A 14,704-nucleotide genomic window follows, 5' to 3' on the forward strand; every position below is an offset into this window, starting at 1 on the left:
GGTGACAGGCTCCTCCAGTTTCAACGCGTATGTGATTAATTGCATTAATTATACCACAAATGTGGACTCGGGTAAATGGGAGCCGGTTTGAATTTGATTGAAAAAGGCCGTAAAGGGGCATTTTATAGGGGAGTGCAGCGGTTTTTGTTCAGAGTGTTGTCACTTAACAGCCCGGAATTGCCGAGATATAATGATATAGAACATAGAAGTTAGGATATGAGGAGGATTTTGCATTGGGCAAAAATAACAAAGGGGAGCCGAACATTCCATCCCCGACGAGTAATAAAAATTTCGCAGGCATCATTATCACGATTTCCATTCTCGCTAATGTCATTATTTTATTATTGTTCTTCGCACCGTCGATTGGTTACAAAGGTGATGTAACCTTTGATATTACGGTGTTGCCGCGGTTTAATGCCGTGTTTAACAGCTTTACCTTCATCTTCCTGCTCGCAGCGCTTATTGCTATTATCAAGCGGAATGTGAAGCTGCACAAACGATTTATTCTTGCTGCATTCTCAACAACACTTTTATTCCTCGTGACCTATCTGACGTTTCATTACCTCTCACCAGAGACGTCCAAATACGGCGGCGAGGGCATCATTCGTTCGATCTATTTCTTCATTCTGATTACCCATAGTATACTGGCAGCCCTCATTGTCCCATTGGCGTTGTTCACACTTGTGTGGGGTTGGACGAATCAATTGAAGAAACACCGCAAAATTGCGCGTTGGACTATGCCAATCTGGCTGTACGTCAGTTCTACAGGTGTCGTGGTATACCTGATGATGGCACCATATTATTAATGTGATGAACGTTTCACTGTGCTAATTAGTTTGACTTGCGGGTAATGTTTCCATGGAAGGAGGGTTCACTTTTATGTACAGAGTTGTTTTGATTCGCCATGGACAGAGCATGTGGAATGTAGAGAATCGTTTTACCGGATGGACAGATGTGGATCTGACGACGGATGGTTACTCCGAAGCTCGTAAAGCAGGGAAGATCATGAAGGAACAGGGATTTGATTTTGATTACGCCTATGCATCCGTGCTGAAACGTTCTATCCGGACACTCGATATTGCGCTGGATGAAATGGACCTCATGTGGATTCCCATTACGAAGACTTGGAAGCTGAATGAACGCCATTATGGTGCGCTGCAAGGACTGAATAAACAGCAGACTGCTCTGAAGTATGGGGAAGACCAAGTAAAAGAATGGAGACGATCCGTTAACGTATCTCCCCCGGCACTGGACCAAACCGATGACCGATATGTGCAGGATCTGGACAAGTACAAGCGGCTCGGATGTACCATCCCTTTTACGGAGAACCTGATGGATACCTCGAAGCGTGTACTTGAGTACTGGAATGCGGAGATTAAACCGATGGTGTCTGCTGGCAAAAGAGTGCTGATCTCTGCGCATGGTAACACGCTCCGTTCACTCGTCATGCATCTGGACCAATTGTCCGAAGCAGACGTGATGGCGCTCAATATCCCGACAGGCATTCCGCTTGTCTACGAATTGGATGAAGATTTGCATCCCATCGGACACTTTTATCTGACCGCCGATGGTTCGACCTACAAACATGAAGAAATGACCCATGTCGCAACGCCGTCCGATTAATTGGATGGTGAACGTCAAGCCTCAACAGAGCAAGTGAAAGATGACCGCTGAATTGAATTCGGAGGTCATCTTTTTTTCTGCGATCAAGCCTGTACTTCGTTTCGTTTTGCTCCCACAGGGTAATTGTCAAACAAGACACGATGTACATTTATCCTGAAGGAGGAGAAGCACATGTCTAAAAGAAGAGGAATTATCATGACGGCTATCGGCGCAGGTGTGACTTATCTGATGAGGAACAAACAAGCAAGAGATAAGCTGTTTAGCACTGTCTCGGGTATGATGAAAAGCTCCAATTCGTCCAATGGAACAAGTAAAACCAGACCACGTGTGGAAGTGAAATAGATTGCGATAGTTCGTTTATTGCTTGAATTTAAATGATGATCATGAGAAACCTGGAGATGAAGTCGTTCCAGGTTTTTTTGTGCAGTTGAAAACTACCTTTTGTTTCCGTGAGGCATGCGATTTTTGGCAGCAAGAATGATACAATGGATACTTGCAGAACGTATGGAGGGAGATGCACATATGAAGAAAAATCGTCTGGGTACATCTGAACTGATGGTGTCTGAGATTGGGCTGGGATGTATGTCACTTGGAACTGAAATGGAGCACGCTGTGGGCCTGGTTCATGAGGCTCTGGATCATGGGGTCAATCTGCTGGATACAGCCGATCTGTACGACGCAGGGCGTAATGAAGAGATTGTAGGACAAGCTATTAAAGGGCGTCGGGACCAAGTCATTGTGGCAACCAAAGTAGGTAATCGTCGTATCCCCGGCAATGAGGGCTGGTCGTGGGACCCGTCCAAAGCCTACATTAAGCAGGCTGTACATGAAAGCCTGAAGCGGTTGCAGACTGATTACATCGATCTGTATCAGCTGCATGGCGGGACCTTGGACGACCCCATCGAAGAGACGATCGAAGCGTTTGAGGAACTGAAGAAGGAAGGACTTATCCGATATTACGGAATTTCCTCCATTCGTCCCAATGTGATTCGGGAGTATGTAAAGAGGGCATCCATCGTCAGTGTGATGAACCAGTACAGCATTGCTGACCGCAGAGCGGAAGAAGAAGTGCTGCCTTTATTGGAACAAAAGGGGATCAGCGTAATTGCCCGTGGGCCCGTAGCTAGCGGTGTGCTTGCCGATTCCGGATCTGCCAAGGCAGACAAAGGTTATCTGGACTATACGCCAGAGCAACTATATACCATTCGGCAAGGGCTAAGTCGTCTTGTTACAGACCAACGCAGTATGGCTCAGACGGCTATTCGTTACGCGTTATCCCATCCTGCCGTAGCAGCTGTTGTCCCTGGTGCCAGTTCAAGAGAACAGTTGCTGCACAATATTGCTGCTTCGAATTCGCCTGAACTCACCGCTGCGGAAATTCAGGAAATACGAGAGCTCTGTCCCGCTAATCTGTACAAGCAGCATCGTTAACTCTATTAAGCCTATTTTCAATTGTAACTATACGAGGTACAATGAAGATCAGCCAAAAAAGGAACATATAAGGGAGAGAAGACATATGGAAAGAATTCAAAGTGAACAACAGTATTTGGATACAATTAACTCTGATGGTTTTACCGTCATTAAATTTGATACAACCTGGTGTCCGGATTGCAAAAACCTGGATCGTTTTATCGGGGATGTTATCGATCAACATACGGATAAAACCTTCTATGCCCTGGATGCAGAGAAGTTCCAGCCGTTTGCCGAAGAGAATGGTGTACGCGGCATTCCAAGCCTGCTCGTCTTCCAGAACGGCAAGAAAATTGCACATCTGCATAGCAAATGGGCTAAAACACCTGCTCAAATCTCCGAGTATCTGGAGACGCTTGAATCCAAAGTTTAAGCGTACGAAGGCTCAGCAGTTTGGTTAATTAACTTAGCTAAGAAGACCCCTTCTTGTCCTGTGACAGGAAGGGGTTTTTCTGTTTCATTCCAGCACGCATGATGTGCATTCAAATGTGCATTCGAAAAACTGAAGTTGAGAAACAACGCTTGTTTAGAATTTGTTCAGTGCTCCCATGTATACTGTGAGAACAAACTGAATATTTGGAGTGAACAAGATCCGTATGAAGAATGAAATTTTTGAAGAAATGCACCAATTAAGTCACAATGATGACCGGAGATATCGATTGTTGATGATTGGAGTGAAACAACTGCTGCAGGAACAAAAGGAGAATAGATATAATCTGCGTGAGAGATTGAAGAGTCGAAAGAAACTCCGGAACATTCAAGTAAAAGAGTGGTACTAGCCAGACTGCTTTTCAGAAGTGAACATAAATATGAATGTCCATGATACATAGTAAACCTATTCGGTATCACTGATGATCCAACTCAGCAAAGAAGGAAGTAATGAAGAGTTAGACTTCTTCTAATTACAGATATTCCTGTCTCTGAAGCAGCAACAGAATCGTGAAGCAACAGAAACATAGCCCAGAATATAAAATATGGCGGCCTCGCTTCCCAAGGGAATGTGAGGCCGCCATTGATTTTGCCTGTCTAATTACTTGAATTGTAATGCTTACATCAAAATAATAAAGAACACGGCTGCCAAGACAAAGCGATACACAGCAAAGACGGTCAGGCTCAATTTTTTCAAAATGGACAGGAACGTCTTGATCGCGAGCATGGCGACGATGAAAGCAGCGATGAATCCAATCGCAAAGATTGGGAAATCACTGCCGTTCAGGTGATCGATACTTTTGTACAGGTCATATCCCGTAGCACCAATCATAATTGGCACAGACACAAGGAATGTGAACTCCGCAGCGGCTACACGGCTTACCCCTGCAAAGAGACCGCCTGAGATCGTTGACCCGGAACGAGAGAAGCCTGGCCACAATGCCAAGATCTGAAATATACCCACCGCGAATGCCTGTTTGTAGGAAATATCATCGACATCATGGGTAGTAATCCGCCCACTCTTACGGCTCCAGCGTTCGGCCACGATCATTAATATACCACCTATAACGAGGCTGTACAGCACTGTTTCCGGACCAAACAAATGTGCTTTGATCCAGTCGCGGAATACAAGTCCGATGACTACGGCAGGAACCATCGCCAGGAAGATATGTCCCAGATTGAGGCGGCGGGAGTAAGGTCTGCTCCCTCCGGTGAAGCGGAACATATCAATGAATTTGTTCCAGTACAGTACAACAACAGCAAGTACAGCTCCGAGTTGAACAACCACCTCAAACGTTTTGACTGACTCGTTGTCCTCCGATAAACCCAGCAAGTGGGCAGTCAGAATCATGTGTCCAGTAGAGGACACGGGCAAAAACTCAGTCAAACCCTCGATGATGCCCATAATAATGGATGATATAATGTCCAATTCTCTTCCTCCTTGAAATGCAGGTGACAGCACAGGCTGTCCTGCTTGACCATGCCTGTTCATTTGAACAAGGCTATCACCTATTATGATCACAAATGCACTCAACTTCAACTTATGCTTGTAACCATTTGTTTAAAACTATATTGACAAAAACCTAGTTATCCCATAGGATATAACTTAACTGACTGACTGATCAATCGGGAGGGTTACGTGAATGACCAAAATCAACGGTTTGGAACCCGGTGAAGAACGCCGGGACCAAATAATACGCATAGCGATGGAGCGTTTTGCAACCCAAGGCTACCATCAGACGAAAATTTCCGATATCGTCCGCGAGGCTGGTGTGGCGCAAGGGACGTTCTACTGGCACTTCAAGAGTAAAGAAGCCATTGCTTCGGAGATTGTCTTAACGGGCAAGGAGGAGTTGCTTGAGGCGATTGGACAAGGGTACCGCAAGGATGCCGGATCGGTAGAGGATATGGTGAAAGCATCGGAAAGGCTGTTCACCGACATGTTTTCTTTTGCTGCAAAGAACCGTTATTTTATGGAACTGTTGCTCAAAGGTATCGTGACGGAAGAATCCGTACAACGCCTGGTCGAGGAGACACGTAATGCTGTCGAAACGGCGTTTCGTCACAATATGGAACGTGCCATCGAACTCGGCATGTTGCCTAAGGGCATGGATGTACCGCTTCGAGCAGCACTACTGGTAAGCATGATTGAAGGCATGATATCACGCTGGTTGTTCGGTTCCGATGAGTTGCACAGCAAGTTCTCAGCCATGACAGCTTCATCGCTGGCAGCTGAGGCAGCAAGCTTTGAGTTTTACGGACTGTTAGGCACATAAGATTCACATGATTAAACAAATAGCAGGGAATAATGGGTACAACTGCGGTTTAGTCACAATAAAGTAACCAAATGTACACCCAGATTAATACACGACTGAGAGGAAGTTAACGTAATGAACAAAACATATGGATCGAAAACTCGTAAAGGCTGGTCTTTGACAGCAATTCTGCTGATGACCGTGCTGGTACTTAGTGCTTGTGGAAGTAAGGCAACAGATGGTGGAAGCACAAATGGTGCACAGGCAAGCAATGAACTGGAGCAGATCAAGTCTGCTGGCGTTATCAAAGTGGGCATGATGGGCACATACGCACCGTACAACTTCCTGAACGATAAGAAAGAAATGGACGGCTACGATGCCGATATCGCACGTGAAGTTGCGAAGCGTCTGGGTGTAGAGGTTGAGTTTGTATCCCAAGAGTTCTCCGGTCTGACACCAAGTCTGCAAGCGAAGAAGCTTGATGCCATTATCAGCCAAATGACGATTACCGATGATCGTAAGAAAGTACTGGATTTCAGTGATCCGTATATTACGAACCAAGTTAAAATTATTGTAAAAGAAGACAATAACGATATTACCAAGCTGGAAGACTTCAAAGGAAAAACGATTGGCGTAGGTCTGGGTACAAATGATGAATCATATCTGCGTAATGAAGTGTTGCCAAAAGTGGGAGACTTCACGATCAAAACTTATGACGATGTCATCTCTTCACTCAAAGACCTGAATGCTGGGCGGATTGACGCAACAATTAACAATATGTACGCTCTGAAACCGATTGTGGATGCCAACGGATTGAATATCAAAGCTGTAGGTGAAGCTATTAAGAGTGACCAGGCAGGTATTGCTGTTCGCAAAGACAATCCGGAACTCGTAGCAGCACTGAATGATGCTCTCAAAGGCATGAAAGATGATGGCACGTACAATACCATTTTCAAAAAATGGTTTGGTGAAGAGCCTGCGCAATAATGAACCTGCAAGGCGAAGGGAAGATTTGACCCATGGAACTGGTATTTGAGAATATCCCCTTCTTTCTGAAGGGGGCTTACTATACGCTGTATGTAACTGTGATCTCTATGTTTTTTGCGTTCATCATCGGGGTGCTTGTTGCGATTGCTCGTCTGAAGGGACCGATGTGGCTTAGGTTGATCGCAAGGTTTTATGTATCCATCATGCGGGGAACCCCGCTGCTGGTGCAATTATTCGTTATTTATTACGGATTGGTCGATTATGGAGTGACCTTGGGATCACTCACGGCTGCCTGTTTGGGACTGAGTCTGAACGCAGGTGCATTTCTCTCAGAGACCTTCCGTGGAGCTATTCAGGCTGTACCAAAAGGACAGACAGAAGCTGCATATGCAACGGGAATGACCCCGGCTCAAGCAATGAGACGGATTATCTTCCCGCAGGCTGTGCGTATTGCCATCCCGCCGATGGGTAACACCTTTATTGGCATGTTGAAGGAAACATCACTTGTGGCGGCCATCGGTGTTACCGAGTTGTTGCGTTCAGCACAGCTGCTGGTATCACAATATGCATTGAATATGCCATTTTATCTGGCAATTGGTGTGATCTACTGGATCATGAGTATCGGCTTCTCGGCCATTCTGGAACAAGTGGAGCGCCGGTTGGCCCGGGCTTACTGATAGGAGGAGAGAACCGATGATTACAACAACTGGGCTTACCAAACGTTTTCAGAAAAATGAAGTACTTACGAACATCGATCTTCATGTCGATGCCAAAGATATTGTTGTATTGCTCGGACCGAGTGGCTCCGGCAAGAGTACCTTACTGCGCTGCCTTAATGGACTGGAAGAGTTGTCTGGAGGACAGATTGAAGTGAACGGTGTTGTGGTTAACAGCGCAGATCCGTTGCGAGTCCAGCGTGCCCGGGTACTGGAGATTCGTCGCCAGACCGGCATGGTATTCCAGCAGTTCAATCTGTATCCGCACAAGACAGTGCTGGGCAATGTGATGGAAGGTCTCGTTACGGTGAAAAAAATCAAGCGTGACGAAGCGGCTGAACGCGGTCGGATTCTGTTAGATCGGGTGGGCTTGTCGGACAAGCAGGATGCGTATCCATCCCGATTATCCGGTGGACAACAGCAGCGGGTCGCCATTGCACGTGCACTTGCAATGGAGCCGGAAGTGATGCTGTTTGATGAGCCCACTTCAGCTCTTGATCCTGAGTTGGTCGGAGAGGTGCTTTCCGTCATGAAGGAGCTGGCAGAGGAAGGCATGACGATGCTGGTCGTGACGCATGAATTGAAGTTTGCCCGTAATGTGGCGAACAAAATCGTCTTTATGGCAGATGGATCGATTGTGGAAGAAGCAAGTCCACAGGCGTTCTTTGAACATCCAACGCAAGAGCGCACCCGCCGTTTCTTGCAACAAATTACTGAATTTTGATAAAGATAACAGCAATCGGAAGAACGAACGTACCCGGAGCGGGTATTTAAGGTCGTGAACGATATCAGTTCAACTAAACTTTTTGCACAAGAACGGAGAGGACAGAAGAAACCTGAAGAAGCGGAGCGTGCGCCTTTATCTCCTGATTTTCCCCTTGAAGAAGGGAATCAAAAAAATCTGGGGATAACAGCGATCGGAAGGTTATTCTGTCATCGGAGTGGCAAGTGCAAACCTTTTTCGCTTGAACTTAAACTATTGTAAGAAAGAAGGATAACATCATGAATGTAACAACCGTATGGAAAGGCAAACGCGCGTTTACTTCCGAAGGACCCTCTGGCTACGCTGTTGGCATGGATGCCACTGCTGCTTATGGTGGTGACAGCAAGGGTGCGACCCCGATGGAATTGTTACTGGCTGGTCTCGGCGGCTGTATGGGAATCGATATCACAATGATTCTGGACGCTTTCCTGGACAAAATTGAGTCGATTGAGATTGAAGCGCAAGGCACACGCAGTGAAGAGATGCCTAAAGGTTTCACATCCATTGATTTGATCTTCAAAGTCGATGGGGATATTCCGGATTATCGCATCTGGAAAGCCATCCAGATGGCTGAGGAAAAATATTGTGCAGTCTCCGCTTCGCTGAGTGCCGATATTCATCCTAAACTGATCCTCAATGGGGTAAGTACACCTCGTCCTTAATAGCACACATACAGATTCTATTCTGAGAAGGCACTTCCAATCGTGGGAGTGCCTTTTTTTTGGCTTTTCTAACCTATCAAAAGTTCGTAGGTTTAAGTCAGGCTGGATGTTGAACAAGGTTCCAGATGCCCATGAATTCCGTGATAGCCTGATCGATCGTTGCATGAGGAACACCGTCGCGGGCTTGTGTAGATATGCCTTGCATAAAGGTATCAAATACGGTGGTCAGCATGTGTACATTCGTGGAAGCGGGGATTTCACCGACATCCACAGCGCGCTGGATGCAATCCTGCAGGCGGTTGCGAGTCAGCTTTCTTTTCTCAGCGGCAATGTCACGGATATGATTGTTTTTGGAAGAACATGTGCTGGCTGACAGCACAATTAAACAACCAGATGGATGTGTGCTGTCTGTTTGCATTTTTGCGGTACTTCTTAAAGTTGTTTCGATTGCTTCTCTGGGTGACAGCGTGAGATCCGAGAAACTTTCCGTCACACGTCCAAACGTATCCATATATCGTTCTACTGCTTCTTTATACAGCGCTTCTTTGGATTCAAAGGCTGCATAAAAGCTGGCTGCTGAAATATCCCCCATGGCTGCTCGAAGCTGAAGTAATGAAGTGGCCTCGAAACCTTGCTCCCAAAAGAGCATCATCGCTTGTAATAGGGCTTCATCCCGATCGAAAATTCGCGGACGTCCCGTTCTTGCCATAAGAGTTCCCCCCTCTTTTTTCTTAATTATATACTAATCGATCCAAAAGTAATTGACAAGGTGATACGGTCTGAATAATATAAGGAATGATCGATCCATAATTCGATTCTTGTTTTACACTATCTTAAAAGGAGCTGCACAGATGTCGGATATATCTTCTCATCGTTTTCCGTGGTTGGGGTTGCTGGCCCTGGCTATGGCGGGTTTCATAGCCATTATGACCGAAACACTTCCTGCGGGGTTGCTGCCGCAAATAAAAGAAGGGCTGCAGATCTCTGAGGCAGGGGCGGGGCAGCTTGTCACCTTTTATGCTGTTGGGTCGCTGGTTGCTGCCATACCTGTGGCGGTGTTGACAAAGGGGTGGCGGCGGCGTCCGCTTTTACTTCTGTCTATTATCGGTTTTCTTGTCTTCAACACCATTACTGCCCTCTCATCAAACTATGTACTGACACTGTTCGCTCGTTTCTTGGCCGGTGTTGCAGCAGGTGTCTCCTGGGGCCTAATTGGTGGTTATGCATTACGCATGGTACCTGATCATCTCAAGGGAAGAGGCATGGCTGTGGCTATGATTGGAACGCCGATTGCCTTATCATTTGGTGTTCCGGCAGGTACGCTGCTTGGTTCATTTATGGGCTGGCGCTCAGTGTTCTGGCTGATGTCGTTGCTGGCGTTTGTACTGATTTTCTGGGTGCTCTGGAAAGTACCCGACTATCCGGGGCAGTCAGCGGATAAGCGTATCTCTGTCAAGCAAGTACTGTTCACCCCCGGTGTAATACCAATTTTAACTGTCGTTTTGGCCTGGATGTTGGCTCATAATATTTTATACACGTATATTGCTCCTTTTCTCGCCGATGTTGGTTTGGAATCCAAGGTTGGACTCATTTTACTTGTATTTGGCCTGATGGCATTGGTGGGCATCTGGATTACAGGTATTTTCATTGATCGGTGGTTGCGTATGCTGGTTCTCATGAGCCTTGCGGGCTTTGCCTTGATTTCCCTGGTATTAGGTCTTTGGAGTGAGCACATTGTTGTCGTCTTTGGTTCTGTTGCGCTGTGGGGTCTGACATTTGGCGGTGCGGCTACCCTGTTACAGACTGCACTTGCTCAAGCTACTGGGGAACAAGGTGTGGATCTCGTCATGCCGATTAATACAACCGTTTGGAATCTGGCTATTGCCCTTGGGGGAATGGCGGGAGGTGTTCTTCTGAATCAATGGGGAGCTTCGTCATTTAACTGGGCCATCTTGGCTTTAACATTGGTGGCATTGATTGTTGCATGGCGTGCCAAAGGATATGGATTTCGCCCATCTAGGAGTCACTGAACTTCTGTCAGTAGAAAATAATTCGGTAAGCCCGGTCGCCATGTTAATGGCGGCCTCTTCTACTAGAGATAGGCTGGCTTGTAGTCTGGCAATATATTACCCATTGCAATGACAATCCGAATTCTGGCGGTTATGTGGTATGATTAATTCTGAGGACAGTACATCCTGATCCTGCTGTTTATATGTAAGCGCTTATACAGATGACGGAAGGTGCAGACATGTTTAAAAGGCTGATACGAACCACTAATAATCTCAAATTAAAGCATAAATTGCTCATTTCCTATGTACTGGTTGTCATGATTCCGGTCCTGATTGTTGGTCTTGCTGTGACCAGTTATTTTCGCCAGCAAGCTCTGGACAATGCAATAGGACAGACGATCATCAATGTGGACAAGATCAAGAGCCAGACGGCAACCATGCTGCGTGTACCAACCGATATATCCAATCTTTTAATGTTTAATGCTGATCTCAAGGAGATCGTGAATAAGCGGTACAAGAGCGTTGTGGAGTTAACCTCAGCGTATCTTGCATACAAAGACTTTCAGGAGTACAGGCGTTTGTACCGTGAGATAGCGGGCATTCGTTTTTACTCAACTAACCCAACATTGATCAACAACCTCGAATTCATCCCGGTAGACAAGCAGACGGAAGAGAGCTACTGGTACCAACAGGCACTGAAAACAACCAGCATCGGGTGGTTCTACATTCCGGACAAGGAAGATAATCCTGTACACAAGCTCAGCCTGGTGCGCAAAGTACCTTTTGCCGAGTATCGGACAGAGGGCGTATTGATGATTGTGATCAATCAGGATGAGCTGAATGGATTGTTACGTCAGGAACAGTTCGAGACGATGATTACGGACGAGCAGGGGTATGTGGTTGCAGCCAAGAATACCGAGCTTGTGGGTAAAACGCTGGATGAGCTTGATTTTGGCGTTGATCTGCAGAATCAGGCAAAAGGCACCATAGAGGGTGATTTCCGGGGGGAACCATCTAATATTGTTATTGATGAGCTGGGCCCTGGATCGAGCATGAATAGCCTGAAGGTGATTTCGGTTTTTGCCACCAAAAATATCGTCAAAGACGCCAACACCGTCAGCATGATCGGCATGATTTTTATTATCCTTGTGCTGGTTATCGCCCTATTATTCGTATATATCATCTCGTTCCTCACTTCGAACCGATTGCTCCGGCTGAGTAAACACCTCAACAAGCTTGCATTAGGAGACCTGAACGTGACTTCGCGGATTGATGGAAATGATGAGATTGGGCAACTGTCACGACAGTTCAACTATATGGTGAAAAGTATCAATGAACTCATGACGCAGGTGGTAGAAGCGACCGAACAGAACAATCAATTGGAAATCGCCCAAAAAGAGATTAAACTGAAAATGATGGCGAGCCAGATCAATCCACATTTCTTGTTTAATGCACTGGAGTCCATTCGGATGAAAGCGCATATTAAGGGAGAAGCAGAGATTGCCAACATCGTCAGGCTGTTGGGCAAGCTGATGCGCAAGAGTCTGGAGATTGGCAGTGGAAAAACAACCTTCCGGGCTGAACTTGAAATGGTACGTTCCTATTTGGAAATTCAGAAATTTCGTTACGGCGACCGCCTTGCATTCCAGATCCATATCGATCCCGAGGTGGAGAAGATGTACATTCCGCCTTTGATTATTCAACCTTTGGTTGAGAATGCGATTGTCCATGGTCTGGAGAACAAAGAGGGTACAGTCCGTGTTCATATAAGTATTCGTTTAGTAGAGAACATTGTGCAGATCCGTGTGGATGACAATGGTGCAGGCATAACGCCAGAACGACTGGCTGAGGTGATGCAGTTTATCTGTGGACCGGAGGAACAGGAGAAGAGTCGGATCGGCATGCGTAATGTACATCAACGCTTAACCTTGACGTACGGTGAGCCATATGGATTGCAGATTAAGAGTGTATATGGGGAAGGAACAGAGGTTTCTTTCACTTTGCCAGCAGGAGGGGACCAACATGTATAAAGTGTTTTTGGTGGATGACGAACCGAGCATACGTGAGGGACTGACAACCATTATCGAGTGGGAAAAATACGGATTCCAGGTCATTGCTACAGCTGCCAGCGGGCGTGAGGCCATCTCCCGGTTTGAGGAATTGGAGCCTGATCTGACGATTATTGATATTCGCATGCCCGGTATGACCGGGCTGGATGTGATTGAAGAAGTGCGCCGGAATCATCCGGATTCGCACTTTTTGATATTAAGTGGTTACGCGGATTTTGACTATGCCAAGAAAGCCATCAGTTTTGGTGTGGATGGTTATCTGCTCAAACCGGTGGATGAAGAAGAGATTATTGGTGAACTGGAGCGTATTGCTACAATCCTGACCCGTGAACGGGAGACAATGGCACGTCATGCTGGTGAAGATACCGTCTATCGGGAGCATCAGATCGAGGCTTTGCTCTTTGACAGTCTGGAGGGTGCGGGTAGCATGGAAGAAGATAGCCTGGGGCTGCACTGGCCTCACTATCAGATTGTGCTACTTGAGATGCATGTAGCCCCCGACCTGCAGCGGGGAAGTGTAATGAAACGCAAACTGATTGAAGCATTTGACCAGAAAGACCGAGGTATTGTATTCTCGTTCCATTCCGGTCTGGGGCTGTTAAGTAAGGAAACAATCACATCCGAGTCATCTGCAAGAAATCTGTATGATGAGCTGGAAGGACTGCTGGGAGAATGGGAGGTTCACATGTATGGTGCTGCAGGAGAACCCGTACATTCCACTTCTGAAATTGCGCGGTCATACACGCAGGCGAATCGTTTACTCGGGGAACGCTTCTTGTTCACGGAGAAACGTATCATGCTGTGGACTGAAGGTAGCGAAGGCGAAAGCGTTGTTAAGCCAGAAGTTGAAGCTGTGGACGGAGCACATGAGCCAGTTGAGGACGAACTCGCGGACAAGCTGTATTATGCGTTAGACATCCGCAGTAGTGAGTCCGTTATGCGGGTACTGGGTGAGATGGAAGAGCGCCTCGTTCCATATCACCGAACAGAGCAAGCGATCAAGACGGCGTTCTCACAGGTATTTTCCCTGGCGTTCAACAAGCTTGCAGCGACGAATCAACAGATGCACTCCATTATGCAGGAACATTCGGTTCTGATTAATGAAGTCTATCATCAATTTACGATGTCTGATCTCAAAGTTATAGCAGCGGAACATTTTAATCGACTTATTCAACGTATGGGTGGGGGAAGCAAGGATACTGTATTGAAACAGATGATTGAATTTATCCAGCGTAACCCTGGCGAAAATCTCAAGCTAGAGGTACTTGCTGAAGTGTTTAACTATAACAGCAGTTACTTGGGTAAGTTGTTCAAGAATCATACAGGAGAGTATTTCAATGCATTTCTGGACAAGGTTCGTATGGAAAAAGCCAAGGAATTGCTGGATGAAGGACTAAAGGTCCATCAGGTCGCGGCTAGAGTGGGGTATGCAAATGTGGACTACTTCCACGGTAAGTTCAAGAAATATGTAGGGGAATCCCCTTCCGCTTACAAACAGGCCAGAACCCAATCTTCGTCGAAAGGAACGGCTACGGATACAAACGAGGAATAAGTAAGGAGTGCTGGGCCTTGCCCTTGCCTCTTATGTAAAACGTTTTCGGTATTGCAGAGGAATTCCAGATTCATCATATTGTCCATGCACTTCCCATGATAAGCAATGGTCACGGAATGTTTCACATCTTAGACTGGATTTACAAGAATCCAGATGAAGGGATGGTTGT

At 46.4% G+C, this 14,704-nt stretch carries 16 protein-coding genes; 14 read left to right on the forward strand and 2 right to left on the reverse strand.

All coding sequences use genetic code 11. From position 1 onward, the window contains the following. Positions 1-233: 233 nt before the first annotated feature. The 6 genes from MHI14_RS04235 to MHI14_RS04260 all read left to right on the forward strand — a co-directional run bounded on the left by MHI14_RS04235 (position 234) and on the right by MHI14_RS04260 (position 3,872). Complete coding sequence (locus MHI14_RS04235; RefSeq protein WP_017692198.1) at positions 234-806, forward strand: DUF420 domain-containing protein; 573 nt, start codon at positions 234-236, stop codon at positions 804-806. 73 nt (positions 807-879) lie between these two features. Continuing rightward, complete coding sequence (gpmA, locus tag MHI14_RS04240) at positions 880-1,623, forward strand: 2,3-diphosphoglycerate-dependent phosphoglycerate mutase (RefSeq protein WP_091038493.1); 744 nt, start codon at positions 880-882, stop codon at positions 1,621-1,623. Between the two features lie 171 nt (positions 1,624-1,794). After that, the gene (locus MHI14_RS04245; RefSeq protein WP_176873103.1) at positions 1,795-1,965 is read left to right on the forward strand and encodes a hypothetical protein; all 171 of its coding nucleotides are present in this window, start codon (positions 1,795-1,797) and stop codon (positions 1,963-1,965) included. A 180-nt stretch (positions 1,966-2,145) separates the two neighbouring features. Beyond that, positions 2,146-3,054, forward strand: coding sequence for an aldo/keto reductase (locus MHI14_RS04250; RefSeq protein ID WP_341129926.1), 909 nt, complete (start codon positions 2,146-2,148; stop codon positions 3,052-3,054). 85 nt (positions 3,055-3,139) lie between these two features. After that, positions 3,140-3,466 (forward strand): thioredoxin family protein, encoded by a 327-nt coding sequence (locus tag MHI14_RS04255; protein ID WP_017692202.1) that lies wholly within the window; start codon positions 3,140-3,142, stop codon positions 3,464-3,466. A gap of 223 nt (positions 3,467-3,689) precedes the next feature. Further along, complete coding sequence (locus tag MHI14_RS04260; RefSeq protein WP_091038496.1) at positions 3,690-3,872, forward strand: hypothetical protein; 183 nt, start codon at positions 3,690-3,692, stop codon at positions 3,870-3,872. 269 nt (positions 3,873-4,141) lie between these two features. Here MHI14_RS04260 and bacA read toward each other — a convergent pair whose 3' ends face one another. Then, positions 4,142-4,951, reverse strand: a complete 810-nt coding sequence (bacA, locus tag MHI14_RS04265) for an undecaprenyl-diphosphate phosphatase (RefSeq protein ID WP_017692204.1) — start codon at positions 4,949-4,951, stop codon at positions 4,142-4,144. Between the two features lie 214 nt (positions 4,952-5,165). On the opposite strand from bacA, the gene MHI14_RS04270 reads away from it, so the two are divergent. The 5 genes from MHI14_RS04270 (at position 5,166) to MHI14_RS04290 (ending at position 8,905) form a co-directional block, all read left to right on the forward strand. After that, complete coding sequence (locus MHI14_RS04270) at positions 5,166-5,798, forward strand: TetR/AcrR family transcriptional regulator (RefSeq protein WP_091038498.1); 633 nt, start codon at positions 5,166-5,168, stop codon at positions 5,796-5,798. A gap of 114 nt (positions 5,799-5,912) precedes the next feature. Next, positions 5,913-6,764, forward strand: coding sequence for a substrate-binding periplasmic protein (locus MHI14_RS04275; protein WP_091038500.1), 852 nt, complete (start codon positions 5,913-5,915; stop codon positions 6,762-6,764). A gap of 32 nt (positions 6,765-6,796) precedes the next feature. Beyond that, entirely contained in the window at positions 6,797-7,441 is a 645-nt protein-coding gene (locus MHI14_RS04280) for an amino acid ABC transporter permease (protein WP_017692207.1), read from the forward strand. Positions 7,442-7,457: 16 nt separating this feature from the next. Then, entirely contained in the window at positions 7,458-8,204 is a 747-nt protein-coding gene (locus MHI14_RS04285; protein WP_133387173.1) for an amino acid ABC transporter ATP-binding protein, read from the forward strand. Positions 8,205-8,482: 278 nt separating this feature from the next. After that, positions 8,483-8,905, forward strand: coding sequence for an OsmC family protein (locus MHI14_RS04290; protein ID WP_036606882.1), 423 nt, complete (start codon positions 8,483-8,485; stop codon positions 8,903-8,905). Between the two features lie 97 nt (positions 8,906-9,002). On the opposite strand, the gene MHI14_RS04295 is transcribed toward MHI14_RS04290, so the two are convergent. After that, the gene (locus tag MHI14_RS04295) at positions 9,003-9,614 is read right to left on the reverse strand and encodes a TetR/AcrR family transcriptional regulator (protein ID WP_091038503.1); all 612 of its coding nucleotides are present in this window, start codon (positions 9,612-9,614) and stop codon (positions 9,003-9,005) included. Positions 9,615-9,756: 142 nt separating this feature from the next. Here MHI14_RS04295 and MHI14_RS04300 point away from each other — a divergent pair, with 142 nt between their 5' ends. The 3 genes from MHI14_RS04300 (at position 9,757) to MHI14_RS04310 (ending at position 14,535) form a co-directional block, all read left to right on the forward strand. Beyond that, positions 9,757-10,935, forward strand: coding sequence for an MFS transporter (locus MHI14_RS04300; protein ID WP_091038505.1), 1,179 nt, complete (start codon positions 9,757-9,759; stop codon positions 10,933-10,935). 218 nt (positions 10,936-11,153) lie between these two features. Continuing rightward, the gene (locus MHI14_RS04305; protein ID WP_091038507.1) at positions 11,154-12,944 is read left to right on the forward strand and encodes a sensor histidine kinase; all 1,791 of its coding nucleotides are present in this window, start codon (positions 11,154-11,156) and stop codon (positions 12,942-12,944) included. Next, complete coding sequence (locus MHI14_RS04310) at positions 12,937-14,535, forward strand: response regulator transcription factor (protein WP_341129927.1); 1,599 nt, start codon at positions 12,937-12,939, stop codon at positions 14,533-14,535. Before MHI14_RS04305 ends, MHI14_RS04310 begins: the two co-directional genes overlap by 8 nt. Positions 14,536-14,704: the final 169 nt, after the last annotated feature.

The sequence above is a fragment of the Paenibacillus sp. FSL K6-2393 genome (genome assembly GCF_038002545.1).
In the GTDB taxonomy this organism is placed as follows: domain Bacteria; phylum Bacillota; class Bacilli; order Paenibacillales; family Paenibacillaceae; genus Paenibacillus.